Origin of the sequence: Pelagihabitans pacificus (genome assembly GCF_009371985.2) — a bacterium.
Lineage (GTDB): Bacteria > Bacteroidota > Bacteroidia > Flavobacteriales > Flavobacteriaceae > Pelagihabitans > Pelagihabitans pacificus.
On sequence record NZ_VIKU02000002.1, the window covers coordinates 326,942 to 348,830 of the forward strand.

Here is a 21,889-nt window from a genome sequence, read left to right on the forward strand (position 1 = left end):
CGCTACTCCACCTCTTTCATCAACTCCTGGATAGAGCGTTCCAACTGTTCGTCACGCCCATTGTCGATGACCCCGGGCATATTCTTCACCTGAATCCCTGGATCGGTCTGGTTGTTTTCCATCCACTCACCCGCCTTGTTTTTGGCACTTACCGGGACCACCCCCCAAACACCACCGTTTGGTAGGCGCTCCCAACCCGCAAAACTGCAGGTTCCTGGAACGGGCATCCCCACGGTCTTTCCAATTTTCAGGTCCACGTAGCCACTGGCAAAACAGGATCCATCGCTGTACATCGACTCGTTAAACATGGCCAGGGTAGGCTTTGTCCATCTCGAGGTAGGCTCTCCCCCTACCTTGCGCGCTTCTGTTTCATAGGATAAAAAGGGCACTCCGGTAAAGAACATGGCCAAATCGGCCACGAGGTCACCGCCCCCGTTGAAGCGGGTATCTACTATGACTCCTTTTTTGTCGGAGAATTTGCCCATCATGCGTTCGTAAATCGAGCGGTAGGGTTCATCGCTCATTCCCGGTATATGTACATACCCCAAGGTTCCGTTGCTTTTTTCGGCGACCTCTTTTTCATTCGTTTTTACCCAGCGGCGATATAGCAATCGGTTTTCCTCCTGCAAGGAAATAGGTTTTACGGTAAGCTGTTTGCGTCCACCATTGGTATCCATCACATCCAACAAGGTGAAATTCCCGGCTTTTCGGTTCAAGTAGCTTGCCACATCCCGGCTGGGGGTAATGGGCTCCCCATCAATCTTTTCAATGACCGTTCCCGGTTGTAGGTTGAAGTCGGCCTTGTCCAATGGTCCGCCTTTGATTACTTCGGTAATTTTGATGCCATTCCCTCGGTGGGAATAGTCCATGAAAATACCCAGGGAGGCAGTGGCATCCCCATTCGGGATATTCCCGTTGTAACGTCCGCCCGCATGGGAGACATTCAGCTCCCCCAACATTTCGGAAATCATTTCGGCAAACTCGACGGAGTTGCCGATATGCGGCAAATACTTTTGATACTCCGACCGCATGGCGTTCCAATCGATGCCATGAAAGTTGGAGTGGTAGAAAATAGCATTGGTACGCAACCAAATATGATCGAACATGTATTTTCGCTCCGCGTCCGCATCCAATATCATCTCCGATTTGATCTCGACCGGCTTGGTCTTGGCTCCCTCCAAGTCAACCTTCGCAATCTTACCGTCGCTTAGCAAGAATAGGTTTTCCTTTTTCGAGTCCCATTGTAGGCTCCCTGATTTTGCCCCCAAGGGAATCAGCATTTTGGTGTTTTTTGTACGGAGCTCTGTTTCCCATAAATTCAAATCCTTTTCAAATCGTGCCAAATAATAGAGTTTCTCGCCATCTTTCGATAGCACGGCGTCACTGAGACGGGAAGAATGAATGGTCAAACGGCTTTTGCGGGTATCCAAATCTTCCCAATCGAAAGTCAATGGTTTGATCGTGTCCCTTTTGTCTTTGTCAGCATCCTTTTTCTTTTTACCCTTTTTGGCCTTCTTATCGTCCTTTTGGTCCTCCTTTTCCTTATTACCCTCTTCGATGAGCTTCATCAGGTCATATTCTTCCTTGGAAAGGTTATACTTGTCCCATGCGTCCTTGGTAAAGAACATGCTATAAACGTCCAACTCGCTACGACCGCTGGTAGCGTAGCTCTTTAATCCGTTACGGTTACTGAACCAAAGCATCTGTGTTCCACCGTTTACCCATTTGGGCGACATATCGTAGTAGCCACTTTCTGTGAGATTTATTCGTTTTTTGCCATCTACTGAAAGCATCAATACTTCATTATTACTCAATGTGGCTCCCCAGTCGACCAGTAGCCATTTGCTATCGGGACTCCATTGAAAGTATTGGTCCCCATCGGAAAAATGGTAAAGATCTTCCGGGGTCAGCAAAGTGGTCGTTGCCCTGGTCTCAAGATTCATTACCTTTAGCGTTCTTCGGTCTTCGACATAGGCCACGGATTTGCCATCGGGTGAAAATTCCGGGAGGTAATTATCCTTCCCATTGCTTATGAGGGTATCTTCCTTCACTAGTGTTGCGGCAAAGAAAAAAGGCTCCTCTTTGCGTACTTTTTTGGTTTGGTAGATATCCCATTTCCCATTTCGCTCGCTAGAATAAGCGACGGCTTTTCCATCGTGCGTGAACTTCACGAAACGTTCCTGTTCAGGGGTGTTGGTCAATCGTTTGGTCAAAGAACCTTCCACAGAAGTTACAAATACTTCCCCACGGGAAATAAAGGCAATTTCCTTACCATCCATAGAAATATCCATTTCCCTAACCTCTCCATTGATCGACACAAACTTATCGACGTTACTACCGGCCTGGGTTCGGATGTTAATGTTCACTTTTTGGGGCGATCCTCCTTCCTTCATGGTATACAACTCTCCGTCATAACTAAAGGCCAGTACGCCGTTACCGTTGCTCAAGAAACGAATGGGATGTGTTTTGAATTCTGTGAGCTGTTGTTTGTTCGAAGGAGTATCCAACACTAATTTGTGCACATTAAACGTCCCGCTTTCCTCACTTAAGTAGTAGAGCGACCTACCGTCTGTGGAGTACACAGGATTACGATCCTCACCACTAAAGGAAGTAACCATCGTATGGGTACCGGTCCCCACGTCATAACGCCAGATATCCCTTGTGATAGCCGATGTATGATGTTTTCTAAATTCATCTTCGTACCCCTTGAGGTCATGATAGACCATCTGCCTGCCATCGGCACTCACCTGAACATCCTCGGCAGGAACGGTCAGCACCTGTTCTACCCGCCCTGTATTTACGGGCACACTGTATAGTTCCGGCTGCCTGCCAGTCGGGTACTGACGGTGTCGAACATCATCTTGCCTAACGGCGCCGAACAATACCTGGGTGTCATCCCCTGAAAAAGTATAGGGTCGTTCGTCATTACTATGGAACGTAAGACGAGTGGCGGGTCCGCCCTTGGCATCCATGGTGAAAACATCGAAGTTGCCATAGCGATCGGAGGCGAAGGCCAGGGTCTTCCCATCCTTACTCCATACCGCCCTATAGTCGTGGGCGTCGTGGTAGGTCAATTGGGTAGCATTGCCGCCCTCGGACGGAACACTATATAGATCTCCTTTGTAAGTAAAGGCAATAGTAGCTCCATCAGGCGAAATTGCCGGATAACGGGCCCATCTGGGATTAACTTGTGAATGACTTAAGAAGGATACAAGGAAAAGTGTCAGAAAAAGCGGTTTGGTCTTCATAAAATAGTCTTACAAAAAATTCGTCGCGCAATATAGGGAAAGTGGGAAAATAGGGAGACTCATTTTTCAATTATTTGATAAAGGTTGCCTATATTTCGAGCATGGACAAGCACGATGAAAAAGCCTATTGGACCCAACGCTATCAGGAAGCACGAACGGGCTGGGATATCGGCTATCCGTCCGCTCCGTTAAAAGCGTATATCGACCAATTGGAGGATAAGAACATGTCGATACTGCTACCGGGCGCCGGCAATGCCTATGAGGCGGAATATCTTTGGAAACAAGGTTTCAACAATATTCGAGTCATGGATATTTCCGAGCTTCCCTTAACCCGCTTTTCGGAACGTATACCGGACTTCCCCGAATCACAACTACTAGTAACCGACTTCTTTGAACACCAGGGACAATACGACCTCATTTTGGAGCAGACCTTCTTTTGTTCGATTGTCCCTTCGGATGACAATCGATTTCGATATGCACAACACATGGCAAAGCTCCTGAAACCAGAAGGAAAATTGGTCGGTGTCTGGTTCGATTTTCCGTTGGGGGCAAGTATGGAAAAACGACCTTTTGGAGGGGATAAAAAACTGTATTTGAAATATCTAAACCCTTTTTTCGATACCATTACTTTTGAAAAGTGTTATAATTCGATTCGGCCTAGGCAAGGAATTGAACTGTTTGGGATTTTTAAAAAGAAATAGCTTTTTCCTTTCTCCGTTAACGTCCCTTTAAGAAATCCCGCTAAAGTTTTTGGTATATTTAACGCGACTAATTAAAACTTGGAAAATAGGGACGAAAATAGCCGCAAGACGATTGTAATCAACAGGAAAAACCTAGCAATCCTTAAAAGGTCATCATACTATTTTCTACACGCTCATTTCCTTTTTTTTAAAAACCGAATCACTTGAAAAAACTGTTACTCCCCGTCTTGATGCTTTTCGCATCCCTTTCGCTAGTTGCCCAAGAATTTAAAATGGATCTTGTCCAGGACCTCAAACCAAGGAATATCGGTCCTGGGGGCATGAGCGGTCGTGTTACCGCTATTGATGCCGTTCACACCAATCCCGACATCATGTATGTAGGTACCGCTTCGGGCGGACTCTGGAAATCAACTTCGGGAGGAATCAAATGGGAACCTATTTTTGATAAGGAGGTGACCGCTTCGATAGGTGCCGTGGCTATTCAGCAAAGCAATCCCTCGGTGATTTGGGTCGGCACCGGAGAGGGAAACCCTAGAAACAGTTTGAACGGCGGGTACGGGGTATACAAATCCCTGGACGGTGGTAAAAGCTGGAAATCAATGGGACTCGAAAAAACGAGACATATTCACCGCATCAAAATCGACCCTACCGACCCGAATACGGTATACGTGGGAGCCATCGGTTCCCCATGGGGCGAGCATCCCGAACGTGGTGTCTTCAAGACGACCGATGGTGGGGAGACTTGGCAGAAAATTCTTTTTGTCAACAATAAAACAGGGATCGCCGATTTGGTGATGGATCCGACCAATCCCAACAAACTGATCGCCGCGATGTGGGAACACAAGCGCGACCCTTGGTTCTTTAATTCCGGCGGAAAGGGCAGCGGCCTCTACATGACCCACGACGGAGGTAAGAACTGGAAAAAGTTGACCGATGAGGATGGACTCCCAAAAGGCGCACTTGGCCGCATTGGGGTGGCGATCGCGCCAGGAAAACCAAATATCGTGTATGCCCTGATAGAAGCCAAAAAAAATGCCCTTTACAAATCGGAGGATGGCGGCTTTAAGTGGAAGAAAATAAACGATAAAAAAGACATCGGCAATCGCCCATTCTACTATTCCGAGATCTATGTGGACCCACAAAATGAAAATCGGGTCTATTCGGTCTTTACCTATGTGAACGTTTCAGAGGATGGCGGTAAAAATTTTAGTCAGTTGATGCCCGCCTACGGGGTAGACAATGGCGTACACCCCGACCACCATGCCTGGTGGATACACCCGGAAAACGGACAGTTCATGATGGATGGTAATGATGGAGGCATGAATATTACCAAAGATGGGGGAAAATCATGGCGTTTTATAGGAAACATTCCGGTGGCACAATTTTATCACATCAATACCGACAATGAATTTCCCTATAATGTCTACGGAGGCATGCAAGACAATGGTTCTTGGCGGGGGCCGGCCTATGTGTGGCGTGCACAGGGTATACGAAACAGTTACTGGCAAGAAATAGCTTTTGGCGATGGTTTCGATGTAGTACCCGATCGAGACAATTCCCAATACGGTTACGCGATGAGTCAGCAGGGATTCGTATCACGCTATGACTGGAAAACGGGCAATAACTATATTGTACGTCCTACCCCGCCGGACGCCGATACCAAATTGCGTTTTAACTGGAACGCAGCCATCGGTCAGGATCCTTTTGACAATAATACCGTGTATTTTGGCAGTCAATTTGTACATAAAAGTACCGATAAGGGCCTTACTTGGCAGGTCATCTCTCCCGACCTCACAACCAATGACCCTGAAAAACAGAAACAAAGTGAAAGTGGCGGACTCACTATGGACGCTACCGGTGCGGAAAACCATTGTACGCTATTGGTCATAGAACCCTCTACCCTTGAAAAAGATATGTTATGGACCGCATCCGACGACGGTCGTGTACATTATACCATCAACGGGGGAACCGATTGGGTCGAAGTCACCCAAAACATTAAGGAATTGCCCCAAGGTAGTTGGGTCACCCAGATAAAGGCATCGAATAAAAACAAGGGGGAGGTCCTCTTGGTCGCGAATGATTATCGGCGATTCAACTATACTCCCTATGCCTACCGCACGAAAAACTATGGTAAGACCTGGGAGCGAATCGTCGATGAAAACGATGTGAAAAGCTATACCCTTTCCATCGTTGAAGATATTGAAAATCCTAATTTAATGTTCCTGGGAACCGACGATGGGCTCTATGTTTCATTTAATGCCGGAGCAAAATGGCAAAAATGGACCGAAGGCTTTCCTACCGTCTCCACAAAAGACCTGGTGATACAGCCAAGGGAACACGATCTGATCATCGGCACGTTCGGGCGGGCCGCATGGGTATTGGATGATATCCGCCCCTTGCGGGCCTTGGCAACCAGTATGGGTATACTTCAAGAAGAGATAAAACTATTTGATCCCCCAGTCGCGTATCAGGCAGCTTACCAGCAACCTACCGGCAGTCGTTTTGGGGGAGACGCCTTATACAACGCCGAAAACCGAAAGGAAGGAGCTATGATTACCTATTTCCTAAAAGAGGGAAAGAAAAAAGACGATGCAAAAAAGAAAGATGATGGGGAAGACGAAAAAATAAAGGATGATTCGGATGCTGAGGAAGGCACAGAGTCCGTTAATGGAAAAAAAGAACTGACAGGGGTGCAAAAAAAGGATTCCATCCAGTTCGATTTTTACGATGGCGATCGCTTGATTAGAACCCTAAAATTCAAGACCCCCGAAAAGGCAGGTTTTCACCGCATCTATTGGAACATGGATGAAAAAGGCCCGGACCGGCCCGCCCGGAAAATCAGTAAGACCAAGCGGGAAAGGGGAGGACGTTCGGTAAAACCGGGAGCCTATAAGGTAAAGGTCAGCTTTGGCGATGCTTCGGATGAAACCATATTGGAGGTCCAATCGGACCCACGTCTCAGCATCCCCCAAAAGGCGATCGATGATGCCTTTGTATATTCCAAGAAAGTGGAGGATTTGACGCAAATTGCCGCTGATGCGGTGAAACAGCTCATAGAAAGTAAAAATGTGGCCAATGAGTATAGTAAGGAGCTCAAAGAATTGGATCAAAAGAAATACAAAGACCAGATAAAAGCTTCCAACGATATTGTCAAGGCCATTGATTCGGTGGTAGCTATCTACGTTGGCAAGGAAGACAAAAGACAGGGCATCACACGTAACCCCGAAATGAATGTGATGCAACGCCTGGGCAATGCCCGATTCTACATTGCCAGTAGGCCCAACGGCATTACGGAGACGGAAAGAAAACTGCTTCTATATGCCGAGGAAGATTTGAAATCCGCTTTGGAGACGACCAATGGTTTTTTCAACGGGCGATGGAAGACCTATCGGGAAGAAATCGAAAAGTTAGAGGTATCACCGTTTAAGGAGACCAAGACCTTTAGTTTGGAGTAAGATTATTGAACTACCGTTCAATACCCCAAAACATGTCACATCAATTAAAAACAATTATCATGAAACAACTTGTAGCAGTAATTAGCCTCACCCTTTTTTTAGGATGTAAGGGGAAAGAAGAAGCCAAGACCCCAACCGTTGCGGAAAACATGAAGACCTACACCATCGAACAGATGATGAACAATGAGGCGATTGGTGGTGGTAGTTTTTCGCCAGACAAAACGAAGCTACTTATTTCGAGCAACCGCTCAGGAATCTATAATATGTACACCGTTCCCGCCTCCGGCGGGGAAATGATACCCGTCACGGAATCGGACAGCTCTTCGGTCTTTGCGATTTCCTATTTCCCCAAAGACGAACGCATGTTGTTTCGAATGGATGGAAATGGGGATGAAATCTATCACATCTACTTGCGGGAACCCGACGGAAGCCACCGGGACCTCACACCATATGCGGGCAAGAGAGCCAGTTTTTATGGTTGGACGAAAGAGAAAGACGGGTTTTATTTTTCATCGAATAAACGCGATGATCGATATACCGATCTATATGAAATGGATTTGGAAACCTTTAGTCCCAAGATGCTGTATAAAAATGAGGATGGTTATTTTTTGGGAGGACTTTCGGATGATAAAAAGTATTTACCGCTGATCAAACCCATCAATACCAACGATTCCGATTTGTTCCTGTACGATATGCAAACAAAGGAACTGACCAAAATCAATGAAAACCAAAGCGCCAATAGCCCGGAGGATTTCTCCCCGGATGGCAAGTATCTCTATTATACCACCGACGATGGAGGGGAATTCGCCCGGTTGATGCGATTTGACATAGCCAACAAAACCAACGAGGAAGTAATGACACGCGAATGGGATATATTGGGAAGTTATTTCACTGAAAATGGGAAGTATCAGGTCACGTATGTTAATGAGGATGCTAAAAACGCAATCGAGGTAATGGAGGTGGCCACCGGAAAAAATATCGTTCTCCCTTCTTTTGAAAATATGGACATCACCAATGTAGGCTTTTCCGATGATGAAAAATGGATGCGCTTCTACGCCGGTGGTTCGCACACCCCTTCCAATCTGTACGTATACAATCTAGAAACCAAGGAACAAAAGAAGCTCACCGATGTGTTGAACGATGAAATACAGCCCCAAGACCTGGTAAATGCCGAAGTAATCCGCTATAAGTCGTTTGATGGACTCGAAATTCCCGCAATTTATTACAAACCCCATCAAGCTTCGGTGGAAAACAAAGTCCCTGCACTCGTATGGGTCCATGGGGGGCCTGGCGGACAATCACGTCAAAATTTTAGTTCCTTGATTCAGTATATGGTCAACCACGGCTATGCGGTATTGGCTGTCAACAATAGGGGAAGTAGTGGTTATGGGAAGACCTTCTATAAAATGGATGACCTCAACCACGGGGATAAGGATTTAAAGGATTGCGTGGCGGGAAAAGACTGGTTGGCACAACAAGAAGAAATCGACGGTGAAAGAATCGGCATTATCGGAGGATCCTATGGGGGCTATATGACGATGGCCGCCTTGACCTTTGCTCCCGAGGAGTTCGATGTAGGCGTGAATATTTTTGGGGTGACCAACTGGATACGTACCCTTCGGAGTATTCCAGCTTGGTGGGAAGCACAGAAAGAGGCCTTGTACCTCGAGTTGGGAGATCCCAATAGTGCCGATTCCGTTCGCTTACGCGCCATATCGCCACTTTTTCACACCGATAAGGTCACCAAACCCCTCATTGTACTTCAGGGCGCCAAAGATCCGCGGGTACTTCAGGTAGAATCGGACGAAATTGTGGCAGGGGTCAAAGCTAACGGGGTGCCTGTCGAGTACGTACTTTTCGAGGATGAAGGTCATGGCTTCGTGAAAAAGGAAAATCAAATCGAGGCCTACAGCAAAATACTGGAATTTTTGGAAATTCACCTGAAGGGCGATGCCGGTAAGCCTATCGAGGATGGAAAAGCCTTGGAAATGGAACCCGGTTCGTAACCATACGCTTTCTGTAAAAACTACCCGTTCCTAACTAATTTAGGAACGGGCTTATTTTAACCAACCCAAGAGTCTTCGTTTGTTCAGCTACCATTTTAGTAAAAGAATTGCCCAAACAGTTTCAAGACGACATTTTTACTTCCGCCAAATAGGCTTTTCAGCAATTAAAATGGTTGATTCTTGATATATTGCTAATTCTTCAAACGCCCTACCAATAGTGGATTTAGTTGACTTTTGTCAGCTTTGTCGCTAGTAAGTGGCGCTACCTTTGCATTAGTAAGGGAACCGCCAATGCCACTTGGAAGAACCGCACTTTTATTTTTTATCTTAATTGGCCTTCATACCGCGGCACAGAAGGGAGAAGAGGACTGTTTCGGTACGTGGGCCGTTGTTTCCGGGGACCATCGCATATCTGAAAAACTAAGCATCCCCACTGTTGGCGTCCTGAGACACTACGAACTTTTTCAACACTACGAATTTGCCTTCGTCCGAACAGGGCTCACTTATCGGTTCAACGGAACGTTGTCAGGTACGGTTGGCTACGCCTATTTGGACTCGGAGCCTTTTATCATAAGTCCCGAGGCGAAAGGTGCACAACAACACTGGCTTTATGAAGAGCTGGTCTTGAAATCGACTCTGGGGAACCTTAATCTTTCCCATCGCTATCGATTGGAAAGCCGTTGGATACTTAAAACAGAGGGTACTATTTTGAGGCACCGTATGCGGTATCGGCTTCAATTGAAATATCCCATGGGCAAAAGATTATACGCCAACCTCTACAATGAAGTATTTGTAGCTTTCCAAGAGCCTTTGTTCAATCAGAACCGTCTACACCTTGGGTTAGCATACGTCGTATGCCCTTCATTGCGATTTGAAGTGGGGTATCTAAAAAACCATTTCCCCGATATTCATTGCGATCGTATCCGCCTTGGGTTGGTTTTCAAGACTGACTGGACGAAGAAGAAAAAACGCTAGTCCTATCCTTCTGATCGATTGAATGGTCAACTAGGACTTAAAACTTTAAATCCTTTATATTTACAGGACGTTATCGAGTGATTTTTTTCAATTTTCATCGGGTTCCAAACCGGTGAAATAATACGATGCCAAGTGCAAAAACACCTATTGTTACTACTGCTTTTATTTACAGTAATCATGAATGCCCAAGAAACGGGGGAAGACGAGCTTGGTTCTTGGCATATGTATTTTGGAATGAACCGAATTTCCGATAAACTCAGCATTCATACCGAAGGACAACTCCGTTACTATGAAGCTGGTAAAAACTTCAATCAGTTGTTGTTACGAACAGGACTAAACTATCATATCAAAAACGAAGCGATAGCTACTTTCGGATATGCCTACATTGATACGGATACCACCTTTGAGGAATTTCCAGAAGATATCGATTTCACGGAGCATCGTATTTTTGAGCAGTTCATCCTTAATAACAAGGTCTGGGAGCTGAATTTTGAACATCGATATCGATTGGAACAACGTTTCATTGATTTTGGGGCAAACAATGATGTACAACATAGGGCCCGCTATCGCTTACAGGTAATGGTACCGCTTACGGACATATTCTTTCTTAATTTTTATGACGAGGTGTTCCTCAACCTGCAAGGTAATACATTTGATCAAAACCGTTTGTATGCGGCCATTGGACTGAATGTAACCGATAATCTGAGTGTACAATCGGGCTTTTTAAAAAATCATTTCAGCACACGAAATTTCGACCGTTTGCAGGTAGCTGTTTTTTATAATCCCGATTTCAGAAAAAAGAAGTGACGATGCCCCTTATGGGGTAATAAATATACTAGATGAACATTTAGCCAACAATGTCCGTTCCGACACCTTTGAAATGAAAATAGCCTATTCCCGACCCATAAAGTGTTGCCTACGACAATTCAACGGCAACAACTTATAATAAATAATTAGCCTATGAGTCTCCAAAAAGTGACATTCCAGAACAAAGAAGGACACACGTTAGTGGGCAGATTGGAACTTCCCGTCAACAGCCATCCCCATAACTTTGCGATTTTTGCCCACTGTTTTACCTGCAATAAAAACCTTACTGCCTTAAAAAACATAGGCAAAGCCTTAACTTCCAACGGTTTTGGGGTCTTAAGGTTCGATTTTACCGGACTGGGCGAAAGCGGGGGCGATTTTGCAGATACCAATTTTTCCGGAAATGTAGAGGATTTAGTGGCTGCGGCAGACTACTTGGAGCACCGGCACCAAGCCCCTACCCTTTTGATAGGACACTCCTTAGGAGGTGCGGCCATCATTTTTGCCGCGGAACAAATCAGGTCGATCAAGGCATTGGCAACCATCGGCGCCCCCTCGGATCCGGCACATGTACAGCACCTGCTGCGGAGCGGGTTGGAAGAAATCGAGGCAAAGGGAAAAGCGACGGTTAATCTGAGTGGAAGGGATTTCACCATAAAAAAGCAATTTTTAGAAGACCTCCAGACAAAATCCCTGGCCGAAACCGTCAAAAGACTTCGCAAGCCGCTTCTTATCATGCATTCTCCCCAAGATGATACGGTGGGTATTAAAAACGCGGAGGAAATCTACGTCGCCGCCCACCACCCCAAAAGCTTTGTGTCGCTGGACGGTGCCGATCACCTATTAACTAGGAAAGAAGATTCGTTGTATGCTGGAAAGGTGATTGCCGGTTGGTCACAACGCTATGTCGATATTCCGGAAAAAACGCCCTTGAAGTCCGAACACCATGTGGTAGCAAGTCTGGACGGTACCGATGGGTTCACCACGGACATGAAAGTGGGCAACCATTACCTAACCTCGGACGAACCGACGGATGTTGGCGGTAAGGATTATGGGCCCTCCCCCTATGAGCTCGTGTCGGCCGGATTGTCGGCCTGTACGGCCATGACCGTTCAAATGTATGTCAGGAGAAAAGGATGGTCACTAGAAAACATCGAGGTACATACTTCCTACGGAAAATCCCATGCCGTAGACTGCGAGGCATGTGAATCGCCCGACTCTAAAATAGATACCTTTCATAGGGATATCAAGCTAACGGGGGATTTAGACGAAAAACAAATAACGCGTATCCTGGAAATAGCGGATAAATGCCCGGTACATCGAACCCTACATAGCGAAACCCAAGTAATTACCCAATTGGTGCACTAATGCAGAGCCCGGTGTTTGAAGTGAGCCTTTCAGGCGGCTTTGGAATTATTCTTCCGCCACACATCATCAAACCCTTTTTGGATAAGGGCCAAAAAAGGGTCAAGGTAGAGGCTTCCTTTGAAGAAAAGTCCATTTCGTTTCACGGGGCCATCCAAAAAAGGGGCGATCGCCATTTTATGATGTTCGGAAAAAACAATCAAAAAGCATTGGGCGTTTTTCCCAACGATTATTTTCAACTACAGTTTTTTGAGGATGACTCGAAATATGGGGTCGAAATATCCGAAGAACTGGAAGCAGTGCTTCTAAGCGATTATGATGCCTATCAAATTTTCGAATCTTTTACCAAAGGGAAGAAAAGGGGAATTATTTATATGATTTCAAGGTACACGGTTTCCCAAACCCGCATAGACAAATCAATTTTGCTTTGCGAAAATTTGAAGAAAGGTATTCGTGACAACAGGGATTTGTTGAAATCGTTCTAAGGAACCATTGACAATAGCCTTAATTTTGTTTAACTTTAGGCAAGAATTTAAAAACAAAAAAACAAATGAAAAAAATAAATGTATTGGTACTCGGTCTGCTGGTCGGACTGTCTTACAATTGTAAAGAAGTAAAGAAAGAGGCCCAGGAAGCCGGTGAGGAAGTCGAAGCGGCCGTTGAGGAAGTTAAGGAGGAAGTAACGGTCGAGAGCATCAAATTTTCGATGGAACCCAAAAGTGATAGCGATGTAAAAGGCGAAGTGACCTTTACGGAGGAAAACGGCGAGGTCAAGATGATCGCTATGCTCTCCGGTCTATCGGAAGGGGAACACGCGATTCACATACATGAAAAGGCTGACTGCTCCTCCGCCGATGGAAAATCGACCGGCGGACATTGGAACCCAACAAACGAACCTCATGGGAAATGGGGAGCAGCGGAAGGGTACCACAAAGGGGATATTGGTAATTTCACCGCTGATGCGGAAGGCAATGCCACCGTGGAATTTGACACGGACCAATGGTGTATTGGATGTGATGATGAGAACAAGAATATTGTTGGCAAGGCAGTCATCGTACACCAAGGAATGGATGACTTCGTATCCCAACCTAGTGGGGCGGCGGGTGCAAGAGTTAGTTGCACCGGTATCATCCAGTAAAGATGCCAAGGAATCAAAAAAACCTTGAAAGCGGCCCCGAGGCCGCTTTTTTGTTTGAATACAAGCGTACCGGCAAACGGCGTAAACACAACACCAGGACCCGTGAATTGAGGTCTGCCTGAGACTATTAAGTCAAGAGCTCACCGGTAACCGATAAGTGTTAGAACGAAACTATTGAAGTTCGGTCCTTTTCTTTGGATGTAAGGTCTTATTCAATGCCTTTTGGGCCGAAACTAGACGAAAAGCAATAAACAACATAAAAGAAAACCAAATAAAAAAGAAGACGTATTCCATAACAATTGGGGGATTTGTGGAACTTTATTCAGGTTAAATTCAATCTTTTCTGCAATACTTGGGGCATTTCAGAAGTTTAGATTCTAAATTTGAGGGTTAAATATATCACTTTAGATGATATTTTCCTACAAAAAAAATGCTAAAATGTCATAGGGTCCTTGTTTGCAATCAGAAATCCTCTTCGCTTATGCAACGTCAAGCGGGTTCATAATATCCGCTCGGAAAATGAAAACTCGACTATTTACATTATTTTAGCCTCTTAAGTACATGCCCATGAACCCTTCGGCAACTGGATGGATCGACAAATTCGGGTCCGAGGTCAAAGACCATTTGGAATATTACCCCGATTTCAGGTCGTTGTATGGAGATTTAAAAAAAATCGGCTTCGTCTATGGCATCAATATTAGAATCCCAAGGTTCATTCGGACTGAACACACTCTTTCAGAAGACGAAAAGGCAAAGATCAACTTACTTACGGCCCTCTATTTTACACATAGGCTTGAGCGGAAAGAACAAAATTTCAAGGCTTTTTTGGAAGAAATCTTTCAGTTCTATCAATCACTAAAAATAAACCAAATCTCCTTCCTTTCGAGTCTATTCGTGGGGAAGAAGACTTCGTCCCAGCTCGAAAAACTTATCGATTCCAGGGTATACCTGGAAGACAATGTCATCAGTAAGACCTTTAATAGCACCATTACCAACTCTTTGTTGTTCATAGATGTGTTATTGTTCAAAAAGTATTTAGATCAGCCACATGCCGACAGCTATGCGTACGCCCAATTGTTGGAGTATATAGCAATCAATATTACCTACCACGCCCTGAATTCGAAGGAGAAGAACAGGAGTGATGAGAAACTGGCACAATTATTCGCCGCTTCGCTTACTTTTATCGATAGCAACTCCGAGCATTTCGATGGTTCTTACCGTGAAAAACTATTGGAAAACCACTCTGTTTGGGAAAACAGCTATTTTTTGGATGTCGCCTGTCTTACCGTTTGGGAAGACCATTCATTGGAATACAAGGAATCGGAATTTATTTTCGGTATTGGAAAAGATCTTGGGTTCGATCATGTAGAGATTACCCGTGCCTTGGATGAGATTGCCTATTTTTTTGAAAAAAATGGAGAGACCATTCCGTTTTTAAAAGATCAAAACCTGGCATTGCAGTTTTATGAAAGCATGTCGAAAGTGGTCAATAAACTCATATTGAGAAACAGCAAAAGGCTTCAAAAAGAACTTTCGGAAAGTAGGGAACTGGTCGCCTTGATTTCGAAATCCGCCGTAAAGGACCTCAGTCCGGAAGAACGGAAAAAGATGCAAAATCAGTTGATCGACATCTTTAAAAGTATTCCTTCCCTAGCTATTTTTATTTTGCCGGGAGGTGCTGTTTTATTACCAATTTTTATTAAATTAATACCAAAGTTATTGCCCTCCGCTTTCGATGATAATCGTGTTAAAAAATAAGTTTTTTTCTGTTAAATTAACAGTATAAGAAAAATCTATTGAGATATTCAACTATTTAAAAATCAGATTTTTAAATGATTTTATTCCAACCATAACTTGAAATCTCTTACCCGTTCCCTACTTACGATGATTTCTTGCTCTGAAAAACGATTTAGCTTGATTTGAAGTCGCGAATTCGTATAGGATACGATGTCGTTGATGTGGTTGACATTGACGTAGAATTTCCGACTCACCCTAAAGAATGTTTTTGGCTCCAGTTCGGATTCCAAATTCTCCAACGTGGTCTCCAGCAAATAATTTCTTCCCTCGGAAGTAGCGGCATAGGTACCCTTGTTTTCACTGTAGAAACATTCTACGTCATCCGCATTGATGATTTTGAGATGCTGTCCTACCCTAGTGGTAAATCTCTTTTTGTATTCCCTTTCGAGCGGATTGACCAATAACTTCTTAATGTCATCGAAATCCAACGCCAATTTTTGGGATGAAGGTTTCAGTGCTCGATACTTTTTTACGGCTATCTCCAGTTCTTCATCATCGATAGGTTTCAATAGGTAATCAATACTATTCAATTTGAACGCTTGTAAGGCATATTCATCATAGGCGGTCGTAAAGATAATGGCGCTACGTACATCTACAGTTTCAAAAATCTCGAACGAGAGTCCGTCCGATAATTGAATATCCAAGAAAATCAGGTCGGGATGCTCATTATCTTGAAACCATTCAATGGCTTCTTCCACGGAATGTAGCATTGTGGTGACGGGAACATCAAGCTCTTCCAAAAGTCTTGCCAGACGCCTTGCGGCAGGTTTTTCATCTTCGATTATGATTGTATTCATCTGTAAGTTGAGAGGTTGAAGGTTATTTAAATGATCCTAATAGCGGAAATAAGCTCATTGCACATTCTTTATCAGTTTTCTTCTTCCATAAAACGCCGAATCTGTCGTTCTTCCCATTTCCTTCCAAAGAAAGAGATGCCCGAAAAAGTCCTCAACGCATGGATACACAGGGCAATACCCCATACAATCGACGTTCCGTAGGTATTCCAGTTCAACCAATCCAGGAACTCGGGGTTGCCCAACGCTTCTTTGCTAATGAGAATAATCGTAAATTTCTCCCTCAAGATAAGCAGTGCGGCATTTACTAGGATGTAAACCGTAAGGTGATTGTAGAATCCCCTTAGTTCCGCCACTCTCTTTTGGGCCCTTTCGTATTTTGTACGTGTTTTATTTTTCGCCTTCATTGATTCTATACGTATATTTTTTCCCTTCGCCTATTTTATATTTTTCTGCTTCTTTTCGGTCTTCCTCGATATATTTTTGTATCTGACGTTCTTCCCAGTCCTTGCTAAAAACACTAAATCCGAAGACCTTCGCAGCGTGAAACGCTAATCCTATGCCCCATGCCAACCACACGAAGAACGTGCCCAAATCCCAAAATGCTTCCGTAAAACTTTCACCATTGCCCAGGTTTCTGATCATCTTACTCACACTGATAAAGCTATTTACGATCAGATAAACGGTAAGGTGTATGTAAAAGCCCTTAAGCTCCCTTACCTTTTCCATGGCCCTTTCCTGTTTGCTTTTATTGTTGGTTTCCATTTTTTAAATTTTTGCTGCTATTCCCAACGGCTTCTTTGCTCGTCCTCTTCCATAAATTCCCGGATTTTTCGGTCCTCCCATCGCTTACCAAAGAAGGGATTGAAACCAAAAGCCTTGATTCCTTGGAATATCAATCCGATACCCCATCCAAAAGCTGCCCAAAGGAACCATGCATAGCTCCATTCATTCACATAGTAATTCAAGGCCCCCAAGAACGAAATAACCACTACATAGGATAACAAACTGGTATAGAATTTTTTTATTTCGGCCACCCTTTCCTTGGCCCTTAAATATTTATCATCGTTTTCCAAAAAATTCATGTCGTTGGTTTTTTATCATTGAACACTACAAATCTCCTAAAGAACCGTATAATCTTCAAAACTGTCATCCCGAACTGTGGTTTTACAAGGACGAGTTGGAACCTGCCCCGGTTTTACTGCACATTTTGGTCAAAAATTTTCATCTTCCATATATTGCCGCATCTTCCTTTCCTCCCATCGTTTGCCCCAAAGGGGGTGGTACCCAAAGGCTTCCATCCCGTGGGCAAAAACGCCAAAACCCCACCCTAACATGGGAAATATAACCCAAGGAAAGCTAGTTGTCCGATAATTGAGATAAGCCAAAAAGGGTATTACAATACAATAACTGATCACGTTCCCGTAAAAACCTTTGATCTTCTCCACTTTCTCTTTAGCTTTTTGATATCTTTTATCCTCAATAAGTTCTTTTTGCACCGTTATCATCGACACCTGTTTTCTGAGCATAGGCAGCCGTACCTTAAAATCGCTCGATGTTTTGTCGATACTTACCTGGCGATCGGTCAGTAAACCATAACGTTGTCGTATATTCTGCAAACCCACACCGCTACTCTTTTTGACCACCTGTTTCTCTTGAAGATTATTCCGTACCACTAGCGACCCATTTTCTTCAAAAACCGAAATGTGAAGCGGCCTGGTCTTGGTCACTACATTGTGCTTCACCGCATTTTCCAACAAAAGCTGCAACGACAAGGGTACAATCTTGGCTTCCGGGTCACTGCTTTTCTCGGGAATGTCCAAGACTATGCTGTCTTCGAAACGCATTTTCAAAAGTCGTACGTAGGTTTTGGCAAATTCCAATTCCTCATCTACCGACACCACATCCTTGTTCTTCTGTTCCAACACATAGCGATAAACCTTGCTCAAGGAAGTGGTAAACTTTTGAGCTTGATAGGGGTCTTCCTCAATTAAACTTGTGAGTACATTTAGGCTGTTGAAAAGAAAATGGGGGTCTAATTGGTTTTTAAGGGCATCAAACTTGGCCGAGGCTGTACCAGCGATTATTTTTTGTTCCTTGACCTTGGTTTCCTGTCGTTGTCTGTAATACCAAAAAGCATAAAAAATAAGCGCGACCACCAACGAAATAATCAGTGACAGATAGTATTCGTCAAAGCTTTCTTCGCTGAGAAACTCAGGAAGGTTTTGGTTATAGACACCCACCAGCAGTACAACCCTGGCAATAAAGACACCGACGACCGACAAGAGCGTATGCCCTATGATGGCCATGGCGAATCTCTTGGTCTTTAAAAGGCCTTCTTTGTACCGGTCAATCATGTAACCGTACCAAAACGCGTTGACGAGATAAAGAATGGTGGAAAAAATCATGTTGTCCAGAAAATTTCCCCAGAGCCAATCATAATCCACCCCCTCTTCAAACCTCCCCATAAAAAAGTAAATGACAAGGAATACCGTGTAAATGGATATTCCTATCACCAAGGCATTCAATACATGCTTTTTTAAGCGCCTCATTTCCCTTTATTTTCCGCAATTTTCAAGGATGGCCTCCGCTCGATCCTTTCCCCAACGCGGGTGAAAATCGCTCTCAGGTTTAAAGTTAGCAAAAAGTTCAATGGCGCGTCCCACATCCTTGCAATATGGGGCCGTATCCTGCCCAAAATACTTGGCGGACCCCATGTCCCATTGTGCCTTTGAAAAAACCACCCTGGGGTTGTCAGGGGCAAGTTTCAATGCTTTTTCATAAAGGGCCGCCACTTTACCTGAGAGGCTCATTCCGTAGGTAGCGCCATCAAAAGCAATCCAAGCCGTATAAATCATCGCCTGTTGTACCAGAATCTCGGGGTTATCCGGGGAAATCGCCTTGGCCAAGTCAACATATTCCTGTGCCTTCTCCAATTGCTGGGTCAATTTATCGGAATCCTTTTCCCCAAAGGAGGCGATGGTGTTGATTTGTGCTACATAGTAGTGCGGTAGCCAATTGTCCATTTCGACCGACGCGATACGTTCGAACGTATTGGAAGCTTCAATAGCCTTCCCGTCTCCCCATAGTTCAAATGCCTTTTGCATGCCCTTGGTGTATAGATCTTGAGCCGTTGCGAAGGTCGATATCAGAAATATAGCTGCGATTTTGATTGTCTTTTTCATACCGTTTTGATTAAAGTTTAATAATTTGCTTGACGGATTCTCCCTTCAGCTCGAATTTGGCATCCTGCCATTTTGGTGGGCCAAAACGGGCAGGGGCGTTGTTTGAAGATCCGGTGTCTTCCGTTGGTATACCTAGAAAAGTGTCCAGTTCCCCGTCGTTATCCTCATCATGAAAAACCGATACGGCGTAGATGCCATTTGGGACGTTTTTAAATGCCACAGTACTTTTGCCATCTACAATCTGACCAAAAGTGACCTTGTGTACTTTTTTAAGCCAATTGGCCTTTGAGTTGTACAGCCCAATGACCATTTGACCTTCTTCATTTTCGATATTGTTGATTACCACCTCTATTGTGACGCCCTGTTGCTGGGCATTTACTAAATGATTTAGAAACAGGGCGAGTATGATGAATACCAATTGCTGCATGATTTATTGTTTGATTTTTCGACCACAAAACTGAACCAATAAAAAGCACTTTTGAAAAAAGAACGACCGAACTGTTATTTTTTGGGGATGGACCGTGGTTACGAAGTCCTACCCAAAAACAAAGGGATTACAAACCAGCCGATCACGGGCTTTGAAAAAATCGGTCCATGTTAAGAATGGGTGCGGATAATCACCAAAGTTGGCTTGATCAATGAAAACCCTATCTTTAGGAAAACCAACGACCAAATATAATGACCGAATTCAGCACACCCCTTGAAGCTTTTTTACATTGGGAGCGTACAGACCCTGACCGCGTCTTCTTGAAACAACCTATCAACAGGAACTATAGGACCTATACCTATGGAACAGCCGGTATTGAAGCGCGAAAAATTGCCACCGCCCTGTTGGACTACAACCTACCCGATAAAAGTCAAGTCGCCTTGCTCTCCAAAAATTGCGCACACTGGTTCATGGCCGATCTGGCCATCATGATGGCCGGTCATGTGTCGGTGCCGATATATCCCACCCTAAACGCGGATTCTATAGCTCAAATCTTGGACTTAAGCCATTCCAGGGCTATTATTATCGGTAAACTCGATGATTTTGGGTTACAAAAACCGGGTATTTCCGATATACCCATTATCAGTGTGGGCCTGTATGGTGAGACCGAAGGGGACAGTTGGGAAGATTTACAACAGAAATGTCGTCCTCTCGCAGAGCCATATGAACAGCGTACCGATGACTTAACGACCTTAATTTATACTTCGGGCACTACCGGCAGGCCCAAAGGGGTCATGCATAGTGCCGGAAACTTTATGAAAAGTGCCCACACCCTAATTTCTCTGGTTAACCTACCGGAAAATCCTCGGCTTTTTTCCTATCTTCCACTATCACATATCGCAGAGCGTGCAGGGCTAGAAATGAGAGGTATGGTTTTGGGCGCTCAAATCTACTTTCCGGAATCACTGGCGACTTTCGCCCGTGATCTGGAGGCCGCCCAACCCCATTCTTTTGGTGCCGTCCCTCGAATTATGGCCAAATTTCAGGAAAAAATACTGGAAAGCCTTCCTCAAAAAAAGTTGGATCTTTTACTTAAGATTCCCTTAGTAAACAATTGGATAAAAAAGAAGTTACGAAAAAAATTAGGTTTAAGCGACGCACGAATTATAGTATCAGGGGCCGCCCCGATGGCAAGTAGCCTAATTCGTTGGTACCGCAGCATTGGAATCGAAATCAATCAAATGTATGGCATGACCGAAGATTGTATCATTTCCCACACCAATGTTCCAGGCGCCGACAAAATCGGTACCGTGGGCAAACCGCTTCCCGGGGTTCGGACCAAACTATCTCCAGAGGGGGAAATCTGGCTTAAAAACGACTGCCTAATGATGGGGTATTTCGAAGCTCCGGAAACGACCAAGAGCGTATTCACCGAAGATGGTTTTTTAAAGACCGGTGATATCGGGGAATACGACCATGACGGTTATCTCACCATTACGGGAAGGGTAAAAGACCAATTCAAAACGGACAAAGGCAAATATATTGTGCCTACACCAATTGAACTAGATCTTTCAAAGAACAACTACATCGACCAAATATGCGTTGTCGGGACAGGAATTCCTCAGCCCATCGCCCTGATAACACCCTCTGTTTTAGCAAAGGCCAAAACCCAGGAAGTGCTAGAATTCAGCCTCAACGAAATCTTGGTTTTGGTAAATTCATCCTTAGAGAAACACGAGAAAATTGAAAAAATAGTGGTCATGAAGGAAGATTGGAATGTTGAAAACGGATTGATAACCCCTACTCTTAAGGTAAAGCGGGATAGCATCGAGAAACTACACCGGCCCTATTATAAATCCTGGTTTGACCGTAAGGAGAAGGTTATTTTTGAGTAAATCGATTACTTTTTTTATTGCGCTACTCCACGTATTATGGTACCATTGGTGGCACCATGATATTGCCTTTCCCTGGCGAAATAGAAAAAAAAACGA

The 21,889-nt window shown here is 44.5% G+C and carries 18 protein-coding genes; 10 read left to right on the plus strand and 8 right to left on the minus strand.

From position 1 onward, the window contains the following. Positions 1-2 precede the first annotated feature (2 nt). Positions 3-3,248 carry a S41 family peptidase gene (locus FK220_RS08835; protein ID WP_152573952.1) on the minus strand — a complete coding sequence of 1,082 codons (3,246 nt, stop codon included), beginning with the start codon at positions 3,246-3,248 and terminating at the stop codon, positions 3-5. A gap of 101 nt (positions 3,249-3,349) precedes the next feature. Between FK220_RS08835 and FK220_RS08840 the strand changes: the two genes are divergently transcribed. From FK220_RS08840 to FK220_RS08880, 9 genes are all read left to right on the plus strand, one after another. Further along, a complete protein-coding gene (locus FK220_RS08840; protein WP_152573953.1) occupies positions 3,350-3,949 on the plus strand; it encodes a methyltransferase domain-containing protein in 600 nt (199 codons plus the stop codon). 230 nt (positions 3,950-4,179) lie between these two features. Further along, positions 4,180-7,404: a WD40/YVTN/BNR-like repeat-containing protein gene (locus FK220_RS08845; RefSeq protein WP_152574295.1), complete on the plus strand. Its 3,225-nt coding sequence runs from the start codon at positions 4,180-4,182 to the stop codon at positions 7,402-7,404. A gap of 59 nt (positions 7,405-7,463) precedes the next feature. Further along, positions 7,464-9,410, plus strand: a complete 1,947-nt coding sequence (locus FK220_RS08850) for a S9 family peptidase (RefSeq protein WP_152573954.1) — start codon at positions 7,464-7,466, stop codon at positions 9,408-9,410. Positions 9,411-9,701: 291 nt separating this feature from the next. Next, positions 9,702-10,385, plus strand: a complete 684-nt coding sequence (locus tag FK220_RS08855) for a DUF2490 domain-containing protein (RefSeq protein WP_152573955.1) — start codon at positions 9,702-9,704, stop codon at positions 10,383-10,385. 132 nt (positions 10,386-10,517) lie between these two features. Next, a complete protein-coding gene (locus FK220_RS08860) occupies positions 10,518-11,192 on the plus strand; it encodes a DUF2490 domain-containing protein (protein WP_152573956.1) in 675 nt (224 codons plus the stop codon). A 153-nt stretch (positions 11,193-11,345) separates the two neighbouring features. After that, the gene (locus FK220_RS08865) at positions 11,346-12,560 is read left to right on the plus strand and encodes a bifunctional alpha/beta hydrolase/OsmC family protein (RefSeq protein ID WP_152573957.1); all 1,215 of its coding nucleotides are present in this window, start codon (positions 11,346-11,348) and stop codon (positions 12,558-12,560) included. Further along, positions 12,560-13,042 carry a YdeI/OmpD-associated family protein gene (locus FK220_RS08870; protein ID WP_152573958.1) on the plus strand — a complete coding sequence of 161 codons (483 nt, stop codon included), beginning with the start codon at positions 12,560-12,562 and terminating at the stop codon, positions 13,040-13,042. The genes FK220_RS08865 and FK220_RS08870 overlap by 1 nt, the downstream gene beginning before the upstream one ends. Positions 13,043-13,107: 65 nt before the next feature. Continuing rightward, positions 13,108-13,695 (plus strand): superoxide dismutase family protein, encoded by a 588-nt coding sequence (locus FK220_RS08875; RefSeq protein ID WP_152573959.1) that lies wholly within the window; start codon positions 13,108-13,110, stop codon positions 13,693-13,695. A gap of 567 nt (positions 13,696-14,262) precedes the next feature. After that, the gene (locus tag FK220_RS08880) at positions 14,263-15,453 is read left to right on the plus strand and encodes an LETM1-related biofilm-associated protein (protein WP_152573960.1); all 1,191 of its coding nucleotides are present in this window, start codon (positions 14,263-14,265) and stop codon (positions 15,451-15,453) included. A gap of 80 nt (positions 15,454-15,533) precedes the next feature. Here the strand turns inward: FK220_RS08880 and FK220_RS08885 are convergent, their stop codons facing one another. The 7 genes from FK220_RS08885 to FK220_RS08915 all read right to left on the minus strand — a co-directional run bounded on the left by FK220_RS08885 (position 15,534) and on the right by FK220_RS08915 (position 19,898). Continuing rightward, on the minus strand, positions 15,534-16,289 hold the full coding sequence (locus tag FK220_RS08885; RefSeq protein ID WP_152573961.1) for a LytR/AlgR family response regulator transcription factor: 756 nt from the start codon (positions 16,287-16,289) through the stop codon (positions 15,534-15,536). A 71-nt stretch (positions 16,290-16,360) separates the two neighbouring features. Further along, on the minus strand, positions 16,361-16,693 hold the full coding sequence (locus tag FK220_RS08890) for a 2TM domain-containing protein (RefSeq protein WP_152573962.1): 333 nt from the start codon (positions 16,691-16,693) through the stop codon (positions 16,361-16,363). Further along, positions 16,677-17,051 carry a 2TM domain-containing protein gene (locus tag FK220_RS08895; RefSeq protein WP_152573963.1) on the minus strand — a complete coding sequence of 125 codons (375 nt, stop codon included), beginning with the start codon at positions 17,049-17,051 and terminating at the stop codon, positions 16,677-16,679. Before FK220_RS08895 ends, FK220_RS08890 begins: the two co-directional genes overlap by 17 nt. A gap of 17 nt (positions 17,052-17,068) precedes the next feature. Further along, on the minus strand, positions 17,069-17,371 hold the full coding sequence (locus tag FK220_RS08900; RefSeq protein ID WP_152573964.1) for a 2TM domain-containing protein: 303 nt from the start codon (positions 17,369-17,371) through the stop codon (positions 17,069-17,071). 129 nt (positions 17,372-17,500) lie between these two features. Further along, positions 17,501-18,838 (minus strand): 2TM domain-containing protein, encoded by a 1,338-nt coding sequence (locus FK220_RS08905; RefSeq protein ID WP_152573965.1) that lies wholly within the window; start codon positions 18,836-18,838, stop codon positions 17,501-17,503. Positions 18,839-18,844: 6 nt separating this feature from the next. Continuing rightward, positions 18,845-19,471, minus strand: coding sequence for a tetratricopeptide repeat protein (locus FK220_RS08910; protein WP_152573966.1), 627 nt, complete (start codon positions 19,469-19,471; stop codon positions 18,845-18,847). A 10-nt stretch (positions 19,472-19,481) separates the two neighbouring features. After that, on the minus strand, positions 19,482-19,898 hold the full coding sequence (locus FK220_RS08915) for a DUF2141 domain-containing protein (protein WP_152573967.1): 417 nt from the start codon (positions 19,896-19,898) through the stop codon (positions 19,482-19,484). 251 nt (positions 19,899-20,149) lie between these two features. Between FK220_RS08915 and FK220_RS08920 the strand changes: the two genes are divergently transcribed. After that, positions 20,150-21,793, plus strand: a complete 1,644-nt coding sequence (locus FK220_RS08920) for an AMP-binding protein (protein WP_152573968.1) — start codon at positions 20,150-20,152, stop codon at positions 21,791-21,793. Positions 21,794-21,889 lie beyond the last annotated feature (96 nt).